This window comes from Parabacteroides sp. KHUB-02 (assembly GCF_056640955.1).
The window spans coordinates 176,664-199,052 of record NZ_JBWQEV010000002.1 but is presented as its reverse complement, the minus strand read 5'-3'; the positions used below and the strand labels follow the sequence as shown (position 1 = coordinate 199,052).

The 22,389-nt window shown below is 44.3% G+C and carries 18 protein-coding genes, 1 tRNA gene and 3 pseudogenes; 10 read left to right on the top strand and 12 right to left on the bottom strand.

Annotation, left to right across the window (positions count from 1 at the left end; translation table 11 throughout):
* Nucleotides 1–7 precede the first annotated feature (7 nt).
* Entirely contained in the window at nucleotides 8–1,696 is a 1,689-nt protein-coding gene (ettA, locus tag ACYIA1_RS21345) for an energy-dependent translational throttle protein EttA (protein ID WP_005856590.1), read from the bottom strand.
* Nucleotides 1,697–2,191: 495 nt separating this feature from the next.
* Here ettA and ACYIA1_RS21340 point away from each other — a divergent pair.
* A tRNA-Lys gene (locus tag ACYIA1_RS21340) sits at nucleotides 2,192–2,264 on the top strand.
* A 129-nt stretch (nucleotides 2,265–2,393) separates the two neighbouring features.
* Here ACYIA1_RS21340 and ACYIA1_RS21335 read toward each other — a convergent pair.
* Together ACYIA1_RS21335 and ACYIA1_RS21330 are read right to left on the bottom strand one after the other, a co-directional pair.
* Nucleotides 2,394–3,377, bottom strand: a complete 984-nt coding sequence (locus ACYIA1_RS21335; RefSeq protein WP_016270043.1) for an ISAon1 family transposase — start codon at nucleotides 3,375–3,377, stop codon at nucleotides 2,394–2,396.
* Nucleotides 3,343–3,723, bottom strand: a complete 381-nt coding sequence (locus ACYIA1_RS21330; RefSeq protein WP_016270338.1) for an ISAon1 family transposase N-terminal region protein — start codon at nucleotides 3,721–3,723, stop codon at nucleotides 3,343–3,345. The genes ACYIA1_RS21335 and ACYIA1_RS21330 overlap by 35 nt, the downstream gene beginning before the upstream one ends.
* 391 nt (nucleotides 3,724–4,114) lie before the next feature.
* Between ACYIA1_RS21330 and ACYIA1_RS21325 the strand changes: the two genes are divergently transcribed.
* Nucleotides 4,115–5,536 (top strand): aminotransferase-like domain-containing protein, encoded by a 1,422-nt coding sequence (locus ACYIA1_RS21325; protein WP_008772066.1) that lies wholly within the window; start codon nucleotides 4,115–4,117, stop codon nucleotides 5,534–5,536.
* Here ACYIA1_RS21325 and ACYIA1_RS21320 read toward each other — a convergent pair.
* A pseudogene (locus ACYIA1_RS21320) lies at nucleotides 5,524–6,739 on the bottom strand (aminotransferase-like domain-containing protein). The gene ACYIA1_RS21325 and the pseudogene ACYIA1_RS21320 overlap by 13 nt on opposite strands.
* A 117-nt stretch (nucleotides 6,740–6,856) precedes the next feature.
* Here ACYIA1_RS21320 and ACYIA1_RS21315 point away from each other — a divergent pair.
* Nucleotides 6,857–7,141, top strand: a pseudogene (locus tag ACYIA1_RS21315) (response regulator transcription factor); the annotation flags it as partial.
* A 223-nt stretch (nucleotides 7,142–7,364) separates the two neighbouring features.
* Here the strand turns inward: ACYIA1_RS21315 and ACYIA1_RS21310 are convergent.
* Complete coding sequence (locus tag ACYIA1_RS21310) at nucleotides 7,365–8,573, bottom strand: hexokinase family protein (protein ID WP_480336371.1); 1,209 nt, start codon at nucleotides 8,571–8,573, stop codon at nucleotides 7,365–7,367.
* A 215-nt stretch (nucleotides 8,574–8,788) separates the two neighbouring features.
* Between ACYIA1_RS21310 and ACYIA1_RS21305 the strand changes: the two genes are divergently transcribed.
* Nucleotides 8,789–8,962: a hypothetical protein gene (locus tag ACYIA1_RS21305; protein ID WP_005856636.1), complete on the top strand. Its 174-nt coding sequence runs from the start codon at nucleotides 8,789–8,791 to the stop codon at nucleotides 8,960–8,962.
* Nucleotides 8,963–9,164: 202 nt separating this feature from the next.
* On the opposite strand, the gene ACYIA1_RS21300 is transcribed toward ACYIA1_RS21305, so the two are convergent.
* Nucleotides 9,165–9,683 (bottom strand): cupin domain-containing protein, encoded by a 519-nt coding sequence (locus ACYIA1_RS21300; protein ID WP_480336370.1) that lies wholly within the window; start codon nucleotides 9,681–9,683, stop codon nucleotides 9,165–9,167.
* A gap of 200 nt (nucleotides 9,684–9,883) precedes the next feature.
* Between ACYIA1_RS21300 and ACYIA1_RS21295 the strand changes: the two are divergent.
* Together ACYIA1_RS21295 and ACYIA1_RS21290 are read left to right on the top strand one after the other, a co-directional pair.
* Nucleotides 9,884–10,499: pseudogene (locus ACYIA1_RS21295) on the top strand (helix-turn-helix domain-containing protein).
* Nucleotides 10,500–10,505: 6 nt separating this feature from the next.
* Nucleotides 10,506–10,781 (top strand): zinc ribbon domain-containing protein, encoded by a 276-nt coding sequence (locus ACYIA1_RS21290; RefSeq protein ID WP_008780534.1) that lies wholly within the window; start codon nucleotides 10,506–10,508, stop codon nucleotides 10,779–10,781.
* On the opposite strand, the gene ACYIA1_RS21285 is transcribed toward ACYIA1_RS21290, so the two are convergent.
* The gene (locus tag ACYIA1_RS21285) at nucleotides 10,743–11,831 is read right to left on the bottom strand and encodes a winged helix DNA-binding domain-containing protein (RefSeq protein ID WP_272060608.1); all 1,089 of its coding nucleotides are present in this window, start codon (nucleotides 11,829–11,831) and stop codon (nucleotides 10,743–10,745) included. The genes ACYIA1_RS21290 and ACYIA1_RS21285 overlap by 39 nt on opposite strands.
* A gap of 111 nt (nucleotides 11,832–11,942) precedes the next feature.
* Between ACYIA1_RS21285 and ACYIA1_RS21280 the strand changes: the two genes are divergently transcribed.
* The gene (locus tag ACYIA1_RS21280; protein WP_005856646.1) at nucleotides 11,943–12,542 is read left to right on the top strand and encodes a recombinase family protein; all 600 of its coding nucleotides are present in this window, start codon (nucleotides 11,943–11,945) and stop codon (nucleotides 12,540–12,542) included.
* Between the two features lie 9 nt (nucleotides 12,543–12,551).
* Here the strand turns inward: ACYIA1_RS21280 and corA are convergent, their stop codons facing one another.
* From corA to ACYIA1_RS21265, 3 genes are read right to left on the bottom strand one after another with little or no spacing between them, the layout of a single operon-like run.
* Nucleotides 12,552–13,628: a magnesium/cobalt transporter CorA gene (gene corA / locus ACYIA1_RS21275; protein WP_008780536.1), complete on the bottom strand. Its 1,077-nt coding sequence runs from the start codon at nucleotides 13,626–13,628 to the stop codon at nucleotides 12,552–12,554.
* A 15-nt stretch (nucleotides 13,629–13,643) separates the two neighbouring features.
* Nucleotides 13,644–16,112, bottom strand: a complete 2,469-nt coding sequence (locus tag ACYIA1_RS21270; protein WP_009275996.1) for an endonuclease MutS2 — start codon at nucleotides 16,110–16,112, stop codon at nucleotides 13,644–13,646.
* A gap of 15 nt (nucleotides 16,113–16,127) precedes the next feature.
* Nucleotides 16,128–17,558: a DUF4136 domain-containing protein gene (locus ACYIA1_RS21265; RefSeq protein WP_005862083.1), complete on the bottom strand. Its 1,431-nt coding sequence runs from the start codon at nucleotides 17,556–17,558 to the stop codon at nucleotides 16,128–16,130.
* Between the two features lie 216 nt (nucleotides 17,559–17,774).
* On the opposite strand from ACYIA1_RS21265, the gene ACYIA1_RS21260 reads away from it, so the two are divergent.
* The 3 genes from ACYIA1_RS21260 to ACYIA1_RS21250 all read left to right on the top strand — a co-directional run bounded on the left by ACYIA1_RS21260 (nucleotide 17,775) and on the right by ACYIA1_RS21250 (nucleotide 20,257).
* Nucleotides 17,775–18,359 carry a nucleotide exchange factor GrpE gene (locus tag ACYIA1_RS21260; RefSeq protein ID WP_005862085.1) on the top strand — a complete coding sequence of 195 codons (585 nt, stop codon included), beginning with the start codon at nucleotides 17,775–17,777 and terminating at the stop codon, nucleotides 18,357–18,359.
* Between the two features lie 30 nt (nucleotides 18,360–18,389).
* Entirely contained in the window at nucleotides 18,390–19,544 is a 1,155-nt protein-coding gene (gene dnaJ, locus ACYIA1_RS21255) for a molecular chaperone DnaJ (protein ID WP_005856657.1), read from the top strand.
* A gap of 140 nt (nucleotides 19,545–19,684) precedes the next feature.
* Nucleotides 19,685–20,257 carry a cob(I)yrinic acid a,c-diamide adenosyltransferase gene (locus ACYIA1_RS21250; protein WP_008780537.1) on the top strand — a complete coding sequence of 191 codons (573 nt, stop codon included), beginning with the start codon at nucleotides 19,685–19,687 and terminating at the stop codon, nucleotides 20,255–20,257.
* Here ACYIA1_RS21250 and ACYIA1_RS21245 read toward each other — a convergent pair.
* Both ACYIA1_RS21245 and kbl read right to left on the bottom strand, forming a co-directional pair.
* Nucleotides 20,254–21,099 carry a histidinol-phosphatase gene (locus ACYIA1_RS21245; RefSeq protein ID WP_122143779.1) on the bottom strand — a complete coding sequence of 282 codons (846 nt, stop codon included), beginning with the start codon at nucleotides 21,097–21,099 and terminating at the stop codon, nucleotides 20,254–20,256. The two genes, ACYIA1_RS21250 and ACYIA1_RS21245, sit on opposite strands and share 4 nt — an antisense overlap.
* Nucleotides 21,100–21,177: 78 nt before the next feature.
* Complete coding sequence (kbl, locus tag ACYIA1_RS21240; protein WP_005856664.1) at nucleotides 21,178–22,368, bottom strand: glycine C-acetyltransferase; 1,191 nt, start codon at nucleotides 22,366–22,368, stop codon at nucleotides 21,178–21,180.
* Between the last annotated feature and the right edge of the window lie 21 nt (nucleotides 22,369–22,389).

The following is a 22,389-nucleotide window of genomic DNA, read 5'->3' as shown; positions in this document are numbered from 1 at the left end:
AGTATGATTAATCAACGATTAGTTTGCGATAGCGTACCCGTTTCGGCTCGGCGTCGCCCAAGGTCTTACGTTTGTATTCCTCGTATTCGGAATAGGTCCCTTCGTAGAAGACCACGTTGGAATCGCCCTCGAACGACAGGATATGGGTACAGATACGGTCCAAGAACCAACGGTCGTGAGAGACGACGACGGCGCAACCGGCGAAGTTCTCCAGCCCCTCCTCCAAGGCACGTAGCGTGTTCACGTCGATATCGTTGGTCGGCTCGTCGAGCAGCAATACGTTCGCGTCCGCTTTCAGCGTCAGCGCCAGATGCAGGCGGTTACGCTCTCCTCCGGAGAGTACGCCGCATAGCTTCTCTTGATCCGCTCCCGCGAAATTGAATTTAGACAGGTAAGCGCGTGCGTTCACCTCCTTGCCGCCCATACGGATGAATTCTTGTCCGCCGGATACGACTTGGTAAACGGTCTTTTTCGGGTCTATATCCTTATGGGTCTGGTCGGCGTAACCTACTTGTACGGTCTCGCCCACCTCGAAGGTCCCCTTGTCGATGCTTTCCATGCCCATGATCATCTTAAATAAGGTAGTCTTACCGGCACCGTTTGGCCCGATGACTCCCACGATACCGTTCGGGGGAAGCATGAAGTTCAAATCATCGAACAGCAGCTTATCGCCGAACGCCTTTGCCACATGCTGTGCCTCGATCACCTTATTGCCCAAGCGAGGGCCGTTCGGGATGAAGATCTCCAGCTTAGCCTCACGCTCCTTCTGGTCCTCGTTCAAGAGGGCCTCGTACGAGTTCAGGCGTGCCTTACCCTTGGCGTGACGGGCCTTCGGCGCCATATTGATCCATTCCAGTTCACGCTCCAAGGTCTTACGGCGCTTGCTGACTTGCTTCTCTTCTTGAGCCATACGCTTCGTCTTCTGGTCTAGCCAAGAGGAGTAATTACCCTTCCAAGGGATACCCTCGCCACGATCCAGCTCAAGGATCCATCCGGCCACGTGGTCTAGGAAGTAACGGTCGTGCGTGATGCAGATAACGGTACCGGCATATTGTTGCAGATGTTGCTCCAGCCAGTCGATCGACTCGGCGTCCAAGTGGTTGGTCGGCTCATCCAACAGCAATACGTCCGGCTGCTGGAGCAGCAATCGGCAAAGGGCCACCCGGCGACGCTCGCCTCCGGACAACGTATCCACCACCTGATCCTCCGGCGGACAACGCAAAGCGTCCATGGCACGTTCCAGACGGCTGTCGAGGTTCCATGCGTCCGTAGCGTCGATCTTGTCCTGCAACTCCGCCTGACGGTTGATCAAGGCATCCATCTTATCCGGATCTTCCAGCACCTCCGGATCGCCGAATCGCTCGTTCACCTCCTCATATTCTTTCAAGGTGTCCACGATCTCCTGCACGCCTTCCTGCACGATCTCCTTCACGGTCTTGCCCGGCTCCAACTTAGGGTCCTGCTCCAGATACCCTACGGAATACCCGGGGGAGAAGACCACCTCTCCTTGATAATCCTTATCGATACCGGCGATAATCTTCAGCAACGTAGATTTACCGGAACCATTCAATCCAATGATTCCGATTTTCGCCCCATAGAAAAAGGACAGATATATATTCTTTAAAACCTGTTTTTGAGGCGGAAAGATCTTGTTCACGCCTACCATCGAGAAAATAATCTTCTTATCGTCTGCCATATAATTTTTTGTGTGTTAATTGGTTCCTTAACTTAAAATAATGGTGTACAAATCTACGTAAATATCTTTTATTTTACAAATGAACAAAGATCATAGGTATCAGATATCTACCGATTGCCAAGTTTGGCGTGTGGAGATTACTCGGTTTAATTCTCTTGTGCAAGAAGCCGGTAGATATGCTATTCCTCGGAAGTTGAGTTTTAGCGTTATCATAAATGAAGGGTAGGAGAGGTTGTGCGGCGTTGTGGTTAGGACTGTGCGATCATGTGGCTTTAGGTTGTGTGATCCTAACGATTTAGGATTGTGGTTCGTCTTCGTCTCGTGAAGATATGTAACCGGTTTATGCATGATTGTAATACGTGATGTAAAGTGCTTATATCTTGTTTCTTGCATTTGCTCCCCATGAAAAAACTAAAATTTATCCCTCTTGAAATTTGTATAATAAAATAAAACCCCCTATCTTTGCACTCGCATTACAAAAGTAACGCACAGGATGATTCGCTAGCTCAGCTGGTAGAGCACAACACTTTTAATGTTGGGGTCCTGGGTTCGAGCCCCAGGCGGATCACATAAGAACAAAGCCAAACGGCGACAAAAAAGAGACAAGTCCTACAATATCAACGTATTGTAGGACTTTTTTTATTGTTTCAGTCTTGCTTAAAAGACAAAAAAGGGCTCACCCGATAAACCTGGGGGATTAAGCATACAGCTTTGTAAGTCTGAAAAGAAAGAATTTTATATCCGTTACTCCTCTTAAAGCAGCTCTAAACGCCTTAATTTTAGCATTAAAAGACTCTGCAAATGCATTAGTTGCCCTGTTTACAAAGAAGTTCAAGACTTCATCATAGTGCTCGTAAAGTGTGGCGGCAATAACATTGAAACTCTTAAAGCCAGAGTCGTCCACTTTGTTGTACCATCGTGCAAGCGAGAGTCTTGCTGCATCTTTGACGGTATTCTTGGAAAATATCATTCTTAGGGAATGTGTAAGCGAATAGGCTTCTTTAAGATCAGGATACGTTTCAAAGAGCACCTCAGCTCTTTGTCTCTGACTTTCCGTCCATTTGTCGGCAGATTTAAAAAGCAGATATCTGCTGCGAGCCAACAACTGCTTGTGGGTATCACCATTTGCAAGCACAATTGGAGTGTATGCTTCGCCCAGGCATTTGGCTTCTTCCCTGGCATCCGTGTCTGCTTGAATGGCATCCCATCTATGCGCGATACGCATCTCCTGCAAGGCATCACATGCAAGTTTCTGTATATGAAAGCGGTCTATGGTACGCATTGCATTCGGGAAACAGCGTCTGGCTATAAGTCGCATGGAATTCGACATATCCATTGTTATCTCCTTAACCAACAGTCTCTTGTCCTCGTCAATGCGCATAAGTGCTTCCGTGACAGCATCTGCCGCCACACCCTTTACAATAGCAATGATGGTACCTTTACCTCCACGTGAAGATCTGTTGCTTACTATAGTGTACAGCTCACCGTTGCTTGGAGCCGTTTCGTCAATGCAGATGCTTTCACCAATGTTCTCTGGAAAGACAAGCCAGTCTTCTGCATGTGAGAGTTCTGACCATTCACGATAGCCGCTGAGCACTTCCTTGTATTGCTTTTCAAACGTATCCCCGTTTATGTGATAATAGCGGTCAAGCGAACGGGAGGTCGTAGGAATCGTCTCCATACACTCCTTTTAAAAAAGCCGCAAACTCCTTGGAGTAGCGGGTTTCTTCAGCCTTCAGGTCGTAAGAGTCGGAGAAGTATCGGTTATTCTGCTTGTCATACCATTTGCGTCTTCTGACAATTAGGTCAACACCTTTATCGCGGATTGGAAAGTCACGTATAGTTACGGCTTCACAGAACCCTTTGGATTCAATCTCTGGGTTCTCTTTATATTCAGCCTTAACCGATTCATCAAGATAGATGCGGATAAGGGATGCCTCTTCTTCTACACGTACTACTTCAAAATTTGAAAGTATCTCTGATGGCAGAATCAACTGTGCCAATGCTAATAGTCCTTGATTGTTCATGGTACAAAGGTGCAAATTTTCTATAGAATTAAAGAATTTTCCCCCTGATTTATCGGGTGAGCCCAAAAAAGGGGCACGAAAAGACACGGTTGAGTATCCAAATCGTACCCCCTTCCCCCAAAAACGATTAGGGGGTACGATTGTCGGAAATCACTATCCATGCAGAAGGTTTCAATCTCTGTATTGATTTTAGATATTATCATCTGAAACCTGTTTTACTGTGATTTTTTTATTAATGGTGTTTAAATTCAGTTGTTTACTCGAATACCTTTCTTTTATTTAAGAATAGCAAAGCAATACAAAAGTCATTCTGTAAAAGTAATTCAAAGTCCAAAACAGATACAGACACGATTTTTGTATATTTGCAGGATACAGATAACACCTGACAAGTATGAAAAAAGAAATCCTATATCAAGAAATAGCGAGAACTATTGCCTGTCAAATTAAGAAAGGCGTGTGGAAAGCTGGTGAGAAACTACCTTCTTTACGCACTATTAGCAATGAAAATGGTGTAAGTCTTAATACTGCAATTCAGGCATATTATGAATTGGAAAAAGACGGATTTATAATATCACGCCCAAAATCAGGGTATATTGTCAATTACAAACCCATACGCCTATCTGTTCCAGCGACAACACAACCGTCTGTAAAGCCTGAGAGCAAAGAGGTGATAGATTTGATTGCTGACGTATACAGCTCGTTAGAAATAGGAGATAAATCGATCACTCGATTTTCATTAGGAATGCCCGAAGATATTTTATTACCAATTGCAAAACTTAATAAAGAACTTATAAGAGCTATGCAGGCACTTCCGGGTAATGGAACCCGGTATGATGAAACACAGGGAAATATGCGATTACGTAAATCTATAGCTCGTTTTACGTATAGTTGGAAGGGAAACTTGACAGAAGATGATATAGTGACAACTGCTGGAGTTACTAATGCGGTTGCTTTAGCTTTATCTGTAATTACTAAGGTAGGAGATACTATTGCGGTTGAAAGTCCGGTCTATTTTGGAATGTTACAATTAGCCAATAGTATGGGGTTACGTATATTGGAATTACCTACCAATCCAGTAACAGGGATTGATCCAGATGCGCTGAAAAAAGTTTTACCACAAATTAAAGCTTGCCTGCTTATAAGCAACTTTAATAACCCATTGGGAAGTTGTATGCCTGATGAACATAAAAGGGTAGTTGTTGATATGCTGGCCGGATATGATATACCTTTGATCGAGGATGATTTATATGGTGATTTATTTTTTGGAAATTCACGTCCTAAGCCCTGCAAGGCTTTTGACAAGAAGGGGCTTGTTTTATGGTGTGGTGCGGTATCTAAAACATTAGCGCCGGGGTATCGGGTAGGATGGATTGCTCCCGGCAAATTTAAACATGCTATTATTCGCCAAAAGAATATTCACCTTATTTCTACGCCTGCGCTTAATCAAGAAGCGGTTGCCAATTTCATGGAGAATGACAGATACGAAAACCATTTACGTAAACTGCGACAAGAATTATACGCAAACAGTATTCATTTTGCCCATTCCATCATGGATTACTTCCCCGAGAATACAAAAATTGTTACTCCACAAGGAGGATTTATGCTTTGGGTGGAATTAGACAAACAGATTGATACAACAGAACTTTATTATCGGGCTATGCAGCGAAAAATAAGCATAGCCCCCGGACGTATGTTTACATTACAAGAGCAATATACCAATTGTATGCGTTTAAGCTATGGACAACGATGGACTCCACTTCTTGAAGAACGTTTAAAACAATTGGGGGATATAATTAAAAATCACTTTAACTGATGTATGTATTCCTTTAGTACTTCCCCTATTACTTGAAGTCCTTTCATGATTCTATCTTCTGGCATATTAGAGTAATTTATTCTAAATGTATTTTCTTTGTGCTCAACAGGATAAAATGAACCGCCGGGTACAAAGGCTATTTTCTGTTCAATGCATTTTTGCAGGATGTCACGCGCTGAAATATTTTCGGGTAATTCAATCCAAGTAAATAACCCGCCTTGAGGATGAGTATATTTTATGTCATTAGGAAAATTTTATGTCATTAGGAAAATAGCGTTCAATACATTCTAATGCTATATCTCTGCGTTTTCTGTAGACTTCTACTATTTTGCTAATATGCTCATCAATATCATATCGTTTTAGATATTCGGCAATAGTCATTTGAGCTATTGTGTTACACTGCAAATCAGTGCCCTGCTTAACTAACACATACTTGCGGATAATATCTTTATCACCTGCAATCCACCCAATCCGAAAGCCCGGACAAAAGATTTTAGAAAAACTACCAGTACATAAGATATTACCTACCTTATCAAAAGACTTTATAGAGGGTAAAGACTCTCCTTCAAACCTTAATTCTCCATAAGGGTTATCTTCAATAACAGGAATATCATATAAAGCAGATAGTTCAGCCAGTTTTTTTCGTCTTTCCAAACTCCATGTTTTTCCAGTGGGATTTTGAAAGGTTGGTATTACATATATTAGTTTTATATTTTGAGTATTATTCAGTACCTCTTCCAAAGTAGCCATATCCATGCCTTCTTCATCTGTTGGAATTTCAATGAAGCTACTCCCATATGATTTGAATGCGCTAATTGCTGCTAAATAGGTGGGGCTTTCACACAATACGATATCACCATCGTCCAGAAATACTTTTCCGGATAAATCTAATCCTTGTTGCGAACCGTGAGTTATAAGAATATTATCCTTATCAAACGATGTCCCTAAGCGTTCATTCATTCGTTTGGCAATCCATTCACGTAAAGGATAATACCCTTCAGTAGTCGTATATTGAAGAGCTTTTGCTCCTGCTTCTTGCAAAACGACCTGATTCATTTTGTTAATTTCATCTATGGGGAATAGCTCAGGGGCAGGTAGTCCACCAGCAAATGAAATAACATCTTCCCGTTCTGTAACTTTGAGTATTTCTCTTATTTCCGAAGCCTTTATATAAGACATTCTCTTGGCAAATTTCAACTTCATAATCATTAAATATATTTGAAAACTAAAATAATGCAAAGTAAAGCATAATAGATAAATGAGAACAGATACAATTTGCACAATATCAGCGGGTACAGATTTTCGGAACCAAGTATTATCCCGATTGTATCGCCTACCGAAAGAATCAAACGGACAGTTATCAATAGAAAGACAGGACTGATACTTGCGTCGACAGTTATTCTAGCCGAACCTCAATTAACCAAGCGTGAGAAAGAAATACTAATATTAATTCGGCAAGGTTTTCTGAGCAAAGAGATCGCTTATAAGCTAAATCTTAGTATTTATACGGTAAATAATCACCGAAAGAATATATTGGCAAAGCTAAATGTAGATAATGTGATCGAAGCTATCAATAAGGCGGAAAATTTCGGTATTCTCTATTGATTACGATATCCAATCCAAACCACTAGCTAATATTGATATGATTGCGGTTATATTTCATCCTCTGGGGCTGAATCCATTTGTGCGATGCGCTATGAGTGAATTATACAATCATTTTTTTGCGGAAAAAGTAGTGCGGGTGTCGTATGTAAAGAATACCCGCACTTTCTATTTATTTTGAAAAACGTAATTTTATAGTTCAAGATTCACTTCATTCATATTGATTTCAAGAGAGCGCCGCTATACCTGTTCCTATCAAGTTTGCGTTATTCATATTGTTGATATGGATTTCTATATCCGCTAATGCGGATTCATTAAGGAGTTCTTGTAATTTCTCCAGAACAAGAATGTTATAGTTTTTATCTTTTCTATTCTCGCTCCAAAATAGACTGCCTTCGGCTACTAGACAGATTTTTTGTATATCTTTATTATATGATCTCAGTAACTGAATAAGGCCCAGTAGCGATGCGGCGACTAATTGTGCTGATCTGTTGTAGATCCAATGAGCTACATCTACATATACGTCCTTGTGAATATCCGGATAGTTCATGATAGCGGTCAATTTTTGGGCATCGAATTTATTCTCAAACTCATCCAAAGGGAAAGTTGCTTTCAATATATCGCCTAGATACATACCCGAAACTGCTTTCTCAAACCGCTGTTTTCCAAGGCTGCCTGAAATGGCGTCAACCGTATCATCGACTGTCGTGAGGAATGGAGGATGGAAGTTGCCCGACTCTAGGTTGACAGGGACTAAGCCTTGTATATTATAACTCGAATCTAATTTCTTTATTTTATCCGCCGGAATGAAAGTGGCCATGTTGGTGCCTGTTCCTACGATCAGACCGATATAGGCGTCATAGCTATTGTCGGTTAGGCCGGCAAACAAGCTGGCGATAGTATCGTTTAATACTTTAATACCTGTAAATTTGATTTTACAATGTTCGTTTAGGTAGTCGAGAAGTGGTTTGCCAACTAATTGCCCTACCATTTCTTTAATGTCGACTCCTTTTGTCCAACGTAACAATTTGGCGTCTCCACTGAGCACGGATTCTGCTGGATAAGAAAAACAATAGCCGATTGGCATTTCCTCATCCCGTTTTATCCCGACAATCATATCGGCTAATTCTTTAAATAGCTCCTCACGAGTATATCCCGGTGATTTCATGATCGACATGTCTTTTTTCCACCCATTGTTGGGATGGATGGTTGGTGATCCTTGTCCAAGATCGACGGTCGCTACTCTATAGTTGGTTCCTCCTAAATCGAGAACCAATGCTTTTCCATTAATATCAGAGGTTTTGGGAGAGATAAAAGTCGGTATGCATTGTATCTCCGCATTTTCATGTTTTAATCCCTCTTCAACCTTTTCCCGAAATGAACTGGCTATCTCTTTGAGTTGGTCATTTTCTAACCAGAAAATATTTTTCTCCATAAGATTGATTTTTTGATTTTGAAATATCCTTGTTAGTGAATAACAATTTAGAAAGGGATTTGACTATCCTTATTGGTTGATTAAGTTAAGGGGATAAATTTCGGATACTGTAAAATTTGTTGTGTTAAATTTAAATTTTGTATAAACAAAAGGGTGACGATGTCTGTTTAAAACACCAAACAGATGATTTTATTTATTAATCTAAATTAAGATATATGATACCGAAAGTGGAGATAGAAGCAGGCAAGGCGGATTTAATCCGTGAGATTTTAGGCGTTAATGATTTGCAGGACATTAACTTACTTGATGAGTACCGTGATATATTTATAAAATCACAAAAGTCTGCGTATGAGAATGAATCTGTTAATGATATTAATTGTACGGATTGAATTTTGTGAGAAAAATGTCTTATATACAGGGCATAGGATGAGAATATATTATTCAATATTCTGTTTACTAGCATATTACAGTTTCTTTGTATTTCTTTCTTAGGAAACTACAGTTTCCCGCTAGGATAGAAACTGCAGTTTCTTCTAGGGGAAACCGGAGTGTCTTTTAGGCTCGGTTTGTGTAAACGATAAGGAAAATCTACTACTTATCATTTACGGTCTTCCCATATTCCTCATCACTTACCGGCTCAAGCCAAGTGTTTTTATTGGTTTGGGGATTACATTCTACGGCGATATGCGAAAACCAACTGTCCGGTGAGGCGCCGTGCCAATGCTCTACGTTTGGTGCGATTTCGACAACATCCCCGGGTAGTAAACGACGGGCGCTTTTACCTCGTTCTTGATAATAACCCACACCACCTACGGCGATGAGTATCTGCCCTCCTGTATGCGTGTGCCAGTTGTTTCGGCAGTTAGGTTCAAACGTTACGTTAAACATTGGTACGTTTAAATCCTTATTGCTTGTTAATGGCACCAGCCAAGACTTCCCCGAGAAATATTGTTCAAACCCGGTGTTTTCATTTCCTGTAGGGAATTCACTAATTTTTGGAATTTCAGTTTTCATTTCTTGTGCGTTTATATTGCCAATGGAGATTAATGTGATCAACATGGCAATGGTTATTTTCTTTATATTCATATTTGTTTTCTTGATTTTATTCATATTACAAAATTATTTAAGATATTCCATTGCTTTTGTATACCAATTACTGATAAGTGTAACAGAATTACTGATTTTACAATCTATAGAATCTTGAAGTTGATGGCTTTTAAATAAATATAGGGGAAATCTCAAATTGGCGAGATTGGACAATTGTTAGTCTGTTGGGATTATGTATTTTTGTCATCATAAGAATCTATAGGATGAAGCCTGATACGGAAAACATATATCAACGGAAAATCAATCAAGTAATTGATTATATCAATGCGAATTTGCATCTCCCTTTACGACTGGATATAATAGCCGGGCAGGTAAACGTGTCCGAGCGGCAGCTACTACGTATTATGAAAGGAGCCTTGAATGAGTCATTATATGCTTATGTGGCAAGGCAACGTGTAGAGCGAGCGGTTCTATATATGCATACGGAAGATATGAGTCTGGCAGATCTAGCGAGTCGGGTAGGCTATGATAACCCCCAATCTTTCTCGAAAGCGTTCAAGAAACAATTCAGCGTATCTCCGAAAGCTTATATGGATAAGTTGCGAGCACGTCTGAGAGAAGAGACCGAGAAGTGGAGTAATGCTTCGGTCGGGAAGGAGATTATTCCATCAGGGATGTTCGGTACGATTCGTTTGCAGAAAGGAAAATATGCGGTTTATACCTTAAAAGGTAGTTATGCGGGATTACAAGAACTATATAATAATAAATATAGATTTCAATTATACCAAACGGCATGGAATGGCGTTTGAGGAATATGTGAGTTATTCGGAAGAGGATGACGATACGCAAGTGACAAAGATTTATATACCAATAAAATAAATTAGTATGGAAACAAAATTTTGCCAAAGCTGCGGTATGCCGCTGCAAAAGAATGAGGAGTTAGGAACGAACCATGACGGAAGCAAGAATGAGGAATATTGTTGCTATTGTTATAAGGACGGGGCCTTCACGATGGACTGTACGATGGATCAGATGATCGATCATTGTGTCCAGTTTGTCGATGAGTTCAATAAAGATGCGGACTTTCATTATACGAAAGAGGAGGCCGTAGCGAATATGAAATTATTTTTCCCGACATTGAAGCGCTGGGCGGTACAATAAGCCTCTATAAAAAGCGTCTATCTGCGCTTCGGCTTGCTGGATTAGTTTCACTGGAATGCGGGGCTTCTTCTCGAAAAAGTCCATTTCTATTTGAATGGTGTTTTTTTTAATGGAGCGGCTCCAATTACCTATTATCTTTCCGTTATACAAGATAACCGGGTAGAAGGTGCCGAATCGGTTGAACGCTTTTGGATGATGTTCTAGCGGCAATACGTCCGTGCGGTTTTTGTAACTGATCAAGTATTCATCGAAGGCGGGGAGGAGACGCAGTACAGGTTCGCTCTCATTTTTTCCTTTCCATGATTGGTGGATGAAATATTCACGGGAATCGAACGTCTCGGTCATTAACTCCGCCTTGATCAGATTGATAGCGAACCTACACTCGGTAGCGGTTAGCCCGGACCACCAAACAAAATCCTGTAACTGGGCAGGGGAGTGGCTTTGAAAATATCTGGATGCCAATCTCGCCAGAGCCTCTTCCCTGCAAAGTTCACGAGTAGGAGGGACACGTTCGTCCAATAAGGCGTAAGTCGTTTTCTTTCCTTTATCGATCCCGCTACAGACGATGCCTTCCACCTCACCCCATGTAAGGAAAAGGTTTACGTGATCTATGGTGGGCAAAATCCCGGATTTTTGCAATTCCGCCGTTACTTCTTGTTTGGTCAGGCTTTTGTATCCTTCCAATATCTTTCCGATCTGATCTAGGCATCTTGTGAACAGCGTTTTTTCTATCTTCCCGAAATGTCCCTTGGCGTACGACATAACGGCAGCCTTGATACGCTCGGAAGATAGCATAAGCATCCAACGGATATCCTCGGCGGCCACGAAATGCCAAGTAGGACGCATCACATGGGTACGTAGAATATCACCTTTGTACAAAGCCTCATTTACCGTTTCAAGGGAAGAGGATCTCAAGCGAATACCGATCGCCCATTTGGCCATCTCATACTCCTGCGCCTGGATAGCGCCCATCCAAGAGACCAACTCTTTCGGGGACTCGAATCGGGGTTGTTCCAATTGTTGGCTAGCTACTCGTATATGTGTTATCATAATATATGAATATAAACGCAAATGTACGAAATAAAGCGTTAAACATCCCATAATCTTGAAGATATACTCATTCTTTTTGTACCTTCACGCTAGAAACAATTAGTGAAATTTATGACGATAGCGTATTTAAATGTGGCTACAGACCGGCAACACTTGGATATTCAAAGGGAAGAGATCTCTTCTTTTGCCGCGGCCAAAGATATCCATGTGGATAAATGGGTCATGGAAGTATCCGGAGAGAAAGCGAAACAGCCGGGACCAAAGTTAAAACTTGTTCTCGAACGCTTGAAGAAAGGGGATGCCTTGATCGTATCGGATATTACCCGTTTGTGTCTTACCTTATATGAGTTGATGGGGATACTTACCGTTTGCATGGAGAAGGACGTGACGGTCTATTGTATAAACGACCGTTATATATTCGATGACCGGATGGATCGCCAATTGATGATTAATGTCTTCAAGCAAGTAGACGAGATTGATCACAGTCTGGTTTCCATACGTACAAAAGACGCCTTGGAACAGGTGAAAAGTACGGGAAAGCGGTTGGGACGTCCTAAAGGCTCGGAATCCAAGTTGTTCTTCTTGGATGCCCATAAGGGGGAGATCATGAACATGTTGGAGCGGGGAGAATCGGTAGGATCGATTTGCGAGCATTTCAACGTCTCTAAGAATACTTTTTATAAGTATAGGAAGAAATTCTTCAGATCGTAAGGATTGGTTTTAATACCAATCCTTTCGTTTCATATATAGCCAAGTCAATACTCCGGTAACTATCATGACGGCCCAAGCTATGAAATAACCGTAACGCCAATCCAATTCCGGCATTATCTTGAAGTTCATACCCCATACGCCCACCAAGAATGTCAAAGGGATGAAAAGGGTGGAGACAATCGTCAGCCGTTTCATGATGGCGTTCATCCTAAGATCGTTATTGGATATATAAAGATCGACAAGGGAAGAGGTGATTTCCCGGCAGCTTTCCGTTGTTTGGATAACGAATTGGAGTTGGTCTTGCAGGTCATTATAGATCGGCAGGATATCCGGGGTGATAATCCCGTTCTCTGTTCGTAATAGTTTTGAGAATTGATCTTTCAGCGGTAGGCTATTCTTACGGATAATCATGTACTCATGGCGGTGTTGTTGGATTAGGGAACCCATATTACCCTGATCGTTCTTAGGATCGAGCAAAGTCTCTTCTATATCCTCTAGTATCTCTTCTACCTTTGAGGCGGATTCTACTAAATTCGCTATGATGGTGTTTAGAAGGAAAGCGAGCAGCAATCCACTGCCTTTTTTCCGGATGTTCAGCATGTTGGATAGTAGCGCTTTATGAGCGGCCTCGAATACGGGGTTGTTGCTTTCCGTAAAAGTGATAACCGTATTGTTCGCTACCAGTATACTGATGTGCTCAGACCGCATCTCGTTATTGACATCGTAATAGCAGGAGTTTAATACGATAAGCATTCGTCCTTTGTATTCCTCTACCTTGACCACGTGTTGGGGAGTCAAGATATCCTTAGCGTCCAGATTATGCAGTCCGAAATCTTTTACGATACGGGTAATGGCATCCGCGTTGGTCAATCCGCTAACCTCAAACCAATTGATCTGATCCGGGTCGGATAGTTTGCTGAAAGAGGTGTCGGTTATCCGCACCTCTTTCGTATGCAAAGATTGTTCGTTGTATTGCGTGAGACGGATGCCGGTTGCTGTCTCATGTTCGCCGGCGTAATAATACTTGTCCGATAAATGCCGGTTGGATATATGTCTTCTCCTGTGTGTATATTCATTCCGTCTCATAATAAGGATCTCTTTTTAATCGAATTCAACAACGGTGATGCCGGCGCCTCCGAACTGCACATGCTCGTCTTGAAAACGACGGACACCGGGAACCGTGCGCAGATAATCCCGGATTAGCTGACGTAAGATACCCGTACCGGTTCCATGCAAGATACGAACCTTGCCTGCCCCGACTTGAATGGCGTCGTCGATAAAATAGGTCACGCTTTGCAATGCCTCATCGCCCCTCATTCCTCTCACATCGATTTCTTGCTTAAAGTTTATCTTCTTCTCATGCATATTGTCAGTGGTCTGGGAGCTGACGAACGTGCTTTTCTGGATTTCCCGTTTGATCTGGCCTTTGCTTACCTTTTCCAACTGCTCCAGCTTAACCGTGCTTTTGATCATCCCGAATGCTACTACGGCCTGCTTTCCTTGTAGTTCCATAACGGTTCCGGCGGAAACCTGCCCTTTAAGGCGTACATTGTCACCGACCTCTATCACCTCTTTATTAAATATCGGCTGGGCCGTCACTTTTTGTTTCTGTTTCTTCCGTTCATTCCGTTCCTTGAGCTTCGCCATCTTGCGTGCGATCTTATCGTCTTCTTCTTCGGTCGCCATTACGGAGTTCTTGAACTCTTCCAAGGCTTTGCGGGCCAGTTTGGTCTGTTCTTTTTCCGCTTGGGCCTCCTTGATCTCACGGACGGTATTCTCGATCTTGGCGTTAGCCTCCGCTAGAATACGTTGGGCCTCGGCCTTTGCCTCCCGGATGATCTCTTTCCGTTGCTTGTTTACGGCTTCCAAGTCTTGTTCATAACGAGAAGTGACATCTTCCAGTTTTTTCTCCTGCTGACGGATATTCTGCCGTTTGCTTTCCCAGTACCGTTTATCGCGTACGATATCTTGCAAGTATTTGTCCATATTGATATAATCCGCTCCGACGTTCGCGGAAGCGTCGGCTATTACGTCCTCGGGCAGACCGATCTTGCGTGCGATCTCTACGGCGAACGAGCTACCCGGGTTTCCGATAGAAAGCTTGAACAAGGGCTGCATCAAATGGCGGTCGTACAACATGGCACCGTTTACGATACCCTCCGTATCCTCGGCGAAATGCTTCAAATTCTGGTAGTGGGTCGTGATTACCCCAAAGCTATGATTCCGGTTGAAGCGATCCAATAAAGCCTCGGCGATAGCGCCGCCAATCTGGGGTTCCGTACCGCTACCGAACTCATCGATTAGGATAATGGTCCGCTCGTTACAATTCTTCACGAAATACTTCATGTTGGTAAGGTGGGAACTGTAGGTACTCAAATCGTTCTCGATGCTTTGCTCATCGCCTATATCGATGAATATATGCTCGAAGATCCCGGTTCTTGATCGCTCATGCAAAGGAATCAATAAACCACATTGCAACATGTATTGAAGTAATCCGACCGTTTTCAGGCAAACGGATTTACCACCGGCGTTCGGACCGGATATGATCAAGATCCGTTTTCCCTCGGTCAGCTCGATATCGAGGGGAACTACCTGCTTGCCCTGTTTCTGTAAAGACAGGAATAAGAGCGGATGCACGGCACGTGCCCAATCCATTTGTCGCTTATCCTCCACGATCGGCTTGATCGCCTTGACTTGCTCCGCAAATAACGCTTTCGCACGAATGAAGTCAATGTCGGCAAGAAACTCGTAAGATTGTAGGATATCCGGAGCTAAAGGACGGATCACGTTCGTGAATTCCGTCAGTATCTTAATGATTTCCCGGCGTTCTTCCCCTTCCAGTTCCCGGATGCGGTTATTCGCTTCCACGACCACCTCCGGCTCTATAAAGACCGTCTTGCCACTGGCGGACTCATCATGTACGATACCTTTTATCTTTCGTTTGAAGGCCGGGGCTACCGGGATCATCAAACGACCGTCGCGCATGGTCGGTGTCACGTCCTTATCGACAACCCCGTCCGATTGCGCCGCACGGAGGATGGATTGCAGGCTGCGGGATATACCGCTCATCGTGATCGTCATCTCCCTGCGGATTTGCGATAGGGTGGAGGAAGCACTGTCCTTGACCTTGCCGAATTTATCGAGGATGCTATCGATCTTTCCAATCAATTGGGGGAAGACAAAGATATCTCCCGCCAATTCTGTCAAGGCCGGATACTTGATTTCCTCATCGTCCATGGGCTTGAAGAAGCGTACGATGTCATTGATCGTTTGCAAGGAACGTTTGAGGTCGAACAACTCCCGTTCATCCAGCCAAGTACCTTCCGGCCGAATCCGTTTCAAGGAATAGCGCACGTCGAAGAAATAACTGGCGGGGAATTCCGTGTCTCCGTGTAGGATACGGATAAACTCATCGGTTTGTTCCAATCGCTTGGATACGACCTCGAAATCGGCGGAGAATCCCATCTCCGCTACCCGCTCTTCCCCGAGCGGGCTTAAACATTTTTCTGTGATTAAGTGACGGATCTTATCAAAGCCCGTCTTTTGTTCAAAATTTTGTGGATATATCACGTGTTTGTAAAATCTTTATTTGATCTCTACCGTCACTTCAGAGCGAATGGTAGGACGGATAATTACTTCTAATTTTGTCTTGCCACGCTTTATATTAAATGTACAGGCGTTGTTGCCGGACGGATTAATATAAGGGGCGAAATAGTATAAATAAGAGAACGCCGGCAAGTAATCGGAGCTTTGCGACGCATCCGCTATTTGGGGATATTTGAATACGTCCCAAAACATGCAATATTTGAAACCGTTCGCGTCCGTAAACATCGTCTTCGGATCACGATATTGCATCGTGTTCGTGATAAAGCGTTTGTAGGCGGACGAGAACTCCTCTGCCGAATGATCCATCTTATGGCGGCCGATCTTTTCTATAATGTCACGGGGACGGATGCCTGCCGCATAAGCGGGAGAGTTACGATCTACGTCAACCACTTGATCCAATTTATCGATATCGTAGCTGATCCCCGTATAATTATAGGTCTTCTTGCTCACCTTGAACGGTACGTTACGTCCGTATTTCGTGTATGGGTATTGCATACACATCAACGGGACATGCACCCGGGCGTATTCGTCTAAACGATAAGAGTCTTCCAGCAACTCGTTCGCCTCACATTCCCAGAGTACACGTCCGGGGATATCTTTTTGATCGATGATACGGATACCGAATTGCAACAGATATTCGGCTTCCGCTTCGGCGGCGGCGTAATTCAAGAACGGGAATTTCTCCATCTTACTGTGCGAGAAGTTGTACCGGTAAGTCGGTTCTTTTTCTACCAATACTTTATTCGCTCCCAGATAGTTCGGGTTCTTATCGAAAAAATAGAAAGTCTGTATCAATAAATCCGGCTTCGCGATATCAACCGTAAGTCCTTTTTTGGTCAACTCGTTCTCGATGCATTCGTTGATGACCGTTTCCAGTTTACGGTTATTCTCGTCGATGGTCGAGAAGGCGAATGTCTTGAAGTTACCGAAATCTACGCCGTCGGATGTGACGGTAGTCTTGAACGGGCATACGAATTCTTGCTCATTGGTTGTCTCCAAGCTATACATCGCATAGGCGGACGCCAGCTGGTCTTCCGTGATGGCGTTACTTTTCTTGCAGTCCTTCTTTACCAATACTTGTTTAGAAGGAGAGGAAAGGTTGCTGATGGTCAATAGGACATCGTTTCTTCCGGCGGGATTCAGCAGTTGAGGGATCTCATCGACAGATATTTCCGTCACAGGTACACCGTTGATCTCCTCGATCACGTCGTATTTCTTAATACCTGCTTGCTCGGCGGATGAATAAGGGATGACGCTTTTAATGACCGGCTTGTTGTTTCCCCAGTTCTTGCTCTGGCTGATATCGTATGTGAAGCCTAGTCGGCAGATGGATGTATTCCTGTTTTGGGCGGAAACCGTACAGACCGCCAATACTAATAGTAACGTTGATAAAATCACACTTCTCATCATATTCTGGAATTTTATTTACTCTAAAAATACCTGTTTCGTTTAAAACATAGGCAAAGGTAAAGATATTTTTGATGTGGTGGAATAGTTGGCAATATATTTGCTGCTATAATAGTGTATGAACTTGATATGGATGCTGTGTATATACTTTTTAAGGGTATTTATGTGGTACCGTATTTCGCTTACAATTAGTTAGTAATGAAAAAAATCAGATAGATTATGAGCAAGATGAATCCAAACGAGAAAAAAGAAAACGCTTCAAAAAACGAAAACGTGAATAATGAGGAAGCGACAAATTTGCAGGAAGAGCAGTCAAATGCGGCAGATGAAACTGCCGGCTCTGACAATGTGTCGGGCGAGGTGGAAGCCTTGCAAAAGAAATATAACGAATTGAACGATTCCCATCTGCGCTTGATGGCGGAGTTTGACAATTACCGTAAACGTACGATGCGTGAGAAGGCCGATTTGATCAAGACTGGCGGCGAGGGTGCGTTAAAGAACCTTCTTCCTATTATCGACGATTTCGAGCGTGCTTTGCAGAACGTCCGCACGGCTGAGGATGTAGAGGCCGTTAAAGAAGGCGTGGACTTGATTTTCGGTAAGTTCATGGGCTATCTGTCTCAGCAGGGCGTAAAGCCGATCGAGGCCATAGGCAAGCCGTTCAACACGGAGGAGTTTGAGGCTATCGCTACGATTCCCGCTCCGGAACCGGACATGAAGGGCAAGGTATTGGATTGCGTACAAACTGGATATACCTTATTTGACAAGGTAATACGTCACGCTAAAGTAGTAGTGGGAGAATAATCGGAAAATCGGCAAATAACAAATACAAGGATGGCTAAAAGGGATTACTATGAAGTGCTGGGCGTTGAGAAGAATGCTTCGGCGGATGAGATAAAGAAAGCGTACCGTAAGAAGGCGATACAATTCCACCCGGATAAGAACCCGGGCGATAAGCAAGCGGAGGAGAACTTTAAGGAGGCGGCTGAGGCATACGACGTGTTGAGCGATCCGCAAAAGCGTCAGCGTTATGACCAATTCGGCCATGCGGGTGTCGGCGGGGCTTCACAAGGTGGCGGCTTCGGTGGTGGTATGTCCATGGAGGATATCTTCTCCCAGTTCGGCGACATCTTTGGTGGACATTTTGGCGGTTTTGGTGGCTTCGGTGGTTTCGGCGGTTCTCGTGGAGGACGCCGTGTGAACCGTGGATCGGACTTGCGTGTGAAGGTGAAGCTGAACCTGAAAGAGATCGCTAACGGCGTGGAAAAGAAGATCAAGGTGAAGAAGTATGTGCCTTGTTCGCATTGTCACGGTAGCGGGGCGGAAGGCTCGGAGGGTGTGAAGACGTGTGATACGTGTAAAGGTAGCGGTGTCGTTACCCGTATCGCCAACACGATCCTTGGGCAGATGCAGACGCAGACGACTTGTCCTACTTGTGGTGGCGAGGGCAAGATCGTTGTCAAGAAATGTACGGAGTGTAACGGTGAGGGCGTCGTTCGCGACGATGAGATTATCACGATCAATATCCCTGCCGGTGTAGCCGAGGGCATGCAGCTCTCCATGAATGGTAAAGGCAACGCCGCACGACATGGTGGAATCAACGGCGACTTATTGATCCTTATCGAGGAGGAACCGCATCCGGAGTTGATTCGTGATGAGAACGATCTGTTATACAACCTGCTATTGAGTGTTCCGCAAGCAGCCTTGGGAGCCACGGTAGAGGTCCCGACCATCGACGGAAAGGCGAAATTGAAGATCGAGCCGGGTACACAGCCGGGTAAGGTGCTTCGTTTGCGTAATAAAGGACTTCCTTCCATCAATAGTTATGGTACGGGCGATTTGTTGGTGAACGTGAGTGTATATATCCCCGAGACTTTGTCGTCTACGGAGAAAGAGACGCTGAACGGATTGGAGAATTCACCGAACTTCCAGCCTAATAAGACGATGAAAGAGAAAATCTTCAGTAAGTTTAAGCACTTCTTTGATTAACGAATAGGAAAGACTACTGTGTTCGTGTGAGAACACTATAGCATTCGTGGATAAACACAGTAGTGTTTGGAAATGAATACTATAGTGTTTATCGCCGGAATACGGTAGTCTTTTTTCATAAGTCCTAAAATGAGTATCCTATGAGAATATATACCCGTGGAGGAGATAAAGGAAAAACCGGCATACATGGCGGTGAGCGTGTCGATAAGGATGACATCCGTATTGAGGCGAATGGGACGTTGGATGAGTTGAACGCCGAGATCGGCATTGTCCGTACGTTGCTGCCTCCCGATCATGAATGGCAGGTGTTGCTGGGTAGGATACAGCGTGAGATGATGGCCGTGATGTCTCATGTGGCGACACCATCGGCGATCCGTGATAAGAATCCGAATCCGCTTCCCGATGATTTGGCCGTCTTTTGTGAGTCCCATATCGATGATCTATCCGCCCAGATGGAGGATAACGGGTATTTTATCCTTCCGGGAGGCACACCTGTTTCGGCGCACCTCCAATTGGCCCGTACGATCACCCGCAGGGCCGAACGCCGCTTGTGGACATTGAATCGGAAAGACCCGGTTCCTGCCGGGATCATGGCGTTCGTGAATCGTTTATCGGATCTGTTCTTTACGATGGCACGTTATGACATGTTTCGTCAAGGGAACGCTGAGGAACGTTGGCAATCCTTCCTGTATAAGCGGAAAAATAAATCCTAGAGGGCGATATCTTGCCATTTGCCTTTCACGAGCTCACGGGTGGACTTGAAGCCGGCTTGCTTCAGCAACTTGAAAGCCTCCTTGCGACCGTCGTTCACCAAATCCGGATAATGGCAATCGGAGTTCACCATGACAGGGATATTCATTTCCCGCATCCGTGATAGGTATTCCACACGGGGGTAAAGCTCTTTTTTCTTGGTCCAGTTCTTGGTGTTGACCTCTACCATCAATCCTTTCTCCTGAACCAGATCCAGACAAGCCTCAAAAGGCTTCCGATACCAATCCTCCTCAAAATTGAAGATATCGTACTTCTGTCCGTTCATATAGATCTTATCCATATGCCCGACGATATCGATGCCTCCGGCCTCTATCATTTTCATCGTGGTATCGAAGAAACGCTTGACAAGCAACCGGACATCTCCTTCAAAATGACGCTCCACGGAGTGGGCGTATTCCCTGAATGAGCCGTCTATACAGACCATGTTCTCTTCGACCAGACGCTCTGATACGGGCAAGAAATGGATGGAACCGATCCGGTAGTCCAAAGGCAACTCTTGGAAATAGGGGATCGAGGCGTTATAGGTCTCGTCCAGATAATCAATCTCCAGACCGGCATATATTTCTAGTTGATCGCTGTATTTCTGTTTTAGTCGTTTTATCTCTTGCAGATACTCCGGCATATCGTCTTTAGACATATTCCAGAAGGTCTCGAACGGAAGCGGCGAGTGGGAGGAAAAACCGTACGCACGGAACCCGTGTGTTATGGCGAATCTCACGAAATCCTCCGGAATACTTCTTCCATCACAAAAAGTACAATGACTATGGTAGTTACTGAGTTGCATGATTGTTCTTAGTGATTAAAAAGCCACATCCAGATCATCTTGCCCGGATGTGGCCTCGTATGATGAATGAGAGAGGTGTTATTTGATAACGCCTAGCTCTTTTCCTACCTTGATAAACGCAGCGATAGCCTTGTCCAGATGCTCAGTCTCGTGGCCGGCGGACAATTGTACACGGATACGAGCTTGTCCCTTCGGTACTACCGGGTAATAAAAACCGGTTACGTAAATACCCTCTTCCTGCATCTTGGCGGCGAAATCTTGAGACAACTTAGCGTCGTACAACATAACAGCGCAGATAGCGGATTGAGTCGGCTTGATATCGAAACCGGCTGCCAGCATCTTGTCGCGGAAGTAACTTACGTTGTTCATTAATTTCGTATGTAAAGCGTCGCTCTCCTTCAACATCTTGAACATCTCCAAGCTTGCGCCTACGATGGCCGGAGCCACGGAGTTAGAGAACAAGTAGGGGCGAGAACGCTGACGTAACATATCGATAATCTCCTTCTTTCCGGTCGTGAAGCCACCCATGGCACCACCGAACGCCTTACCCAGCGTACCCGTGAAGATATCTACACGTCCGTAAACATCAAACTGCTCGGCTACGCCATGGCCAGTCGGGCCTACGACACCGGCAGAGTGAGACTCGTCCACCATAACCAATGCGTCATATTTCTCGGCAAGCTCGCAAATCTTGTCCATCGGAGCGACATTGCCGTCCATGGAGAACACGCCGTCCGTGGCGATGATACGGTGACGTTGGGCCTGCGCCTCTTGTAGGCAACGCTCCAAGTCCGCCATATCGGCGTTAGCGTAGCGATAACGTTTAGCCTTGCATAAACGAACACCGTCGATGATAGAGGCGTGGTTCAAGGCATCCGAGATGATAGCGTCTTCCTCGCCGAACAATGGCTCGAACAAACCACCGTTAGCGTCGAAACATGCGGCGTAAAGGATCGTGTCCTCAGTCTTGAAATAGTCGGAGATGGCTGCTTCCAATTGCTTGTGCAAATCCTGCGTTCCACAGATGAAACGAACGGACGACATGCCATAACCGTGTGTATCCATGGCTTCTTTCGCGGCCTTGATCAGTCGTTGGTTATCGGACAGGCCAAGATAGTTGTTGGCGCAGAAGTTCAAAACATCACTTCCGGCATTTACTTTGATGTCGGCTCTCTGCGGCGTAGTAATGATACGCTCGTTCTTGTATAAACCAGCGGCTTTGATGCCTTCAAGTTCATTTGTCAAGAATTCTTTAAGTTTTCCGTACATAAAAACTTCGTTTTTTATTAG

Bases quoted from the DNA above. Each gene is read 5' to 3' on its own strand.
- ettA (WP_005856590.1), bottom strand. From the start codon at position 1,696: ATGGCAGACGATAAGAAGATTATTTTCTCGATGGTAGGCGTGAACAAG.
- ACYIA1_RS21335 (WP_016270043.1), bottom strand. From the start codon at position 3,377: ATGGAGACGATTCCTACGACCTCCCGTTCGCTTGACCGCTATTATCAC.
- ACYIA1_RS21330 (WP_016270338.1), bottom strand. From the start codon at position 3,723: ATGAACAATCAAGGACTATTAGCATTGGCACAGTTGATTCTGCCATCA.
- ACYIA1_RS21325 (WP_008772066.1), top strand. From the start codon at position 4,115: ATGAAAAAAGAAATCCTATATCAAGAAATAGCGAGAACTATTGCCTGT.
- ACYIA1_RS21310 (WP_480336371.1), bottom strand. From the start codon at position 8,573: ATGGAGAAAAATATTTTCTGGTTAGAAAATGACCAACTCAAAGAGATA.
- ACYIA1_RS21305 (WP_005856636.1), top strand. From the start codon at position 8,789: ATGATACCGAAAGTGGAGATAGAAGCAGGCAAGGCGGATTTAATCCGT.
- ACYIA1_RS21300 (WP_480336370.1), bottom strand. From the start codon at position 9,683: ATGAATAAAATCAAGAAAACAAATATGAATATAAAGAAAATAACCATT.
- ACYIA1_RS21290 (WP_008780534.1), top strand. From the start codon at position 10,506: ATGGAAACAAAATTTTGCCAAAGCTGCGGTATGCCGCTGCAAAAGAAT.
- ACYIA1_RS21285 (WP_272060608.1), bottom strand. From the start codon at position 11,831: ATGATAACACATATACGAGTAGCTAGCCAACAATTGGAACAACCCCGA.
- ACYIA1_RS21280 (WP_005856646.1), top strand. From the start codon at position 11,943: ATGACGATAGCGTATTTAAATGTGGCTACAGACCGGCAACACTTGGAT.
- corA (WP_008780536.1), bottom strand. From the start codon at position 13,628: ATGAGACGGAATGAATATACACACAGGAGAAGACATATATCCAACCGG.
- ACYIA1_RS21265 (WP_005862083.1), bottom strand. From the start codon at position 17,558: ATGATGAGAAGTGTGATTTTATCAACGTTACTATTAGTATTGGCGGTC.
- ACYIA1_RS21260 (WP_005862085.1), top strand. From the start codon at position 17,775: ATGAGCAAGATGAATCCAAACGAGAAAAAAGAAAACGCTTCAAAAAAC.
- dnaJ (WP_005856657.1), top strand. From the start codon at position 18,390: ATGGCTAAAAGGGATTACTATGAAGTGCTGGGCGTTGAGAAGAATGCT.
- ACYIA1_RS21250 (WP_008780537.1), top strand. From the start codon at position 19,685: ATGAGAATATATACCCGTGGAGGAGATAAAGGAAAAACCGGCATACAT.
- ACYIA1_RS21245 (WP_122143779.1), bottom strand. From the start codon at position 21,099: ATGCAACTCAGTAACTACCATAGTCATTGTACTTTTTGTGATGGAAGA.
- kbl (WP_005856664.1), bottom strand. From the start codon at position 22,368: ATGTACGGAAAACTTAAAGAATTCTTGACAAATGAACTTGAAGGCATC.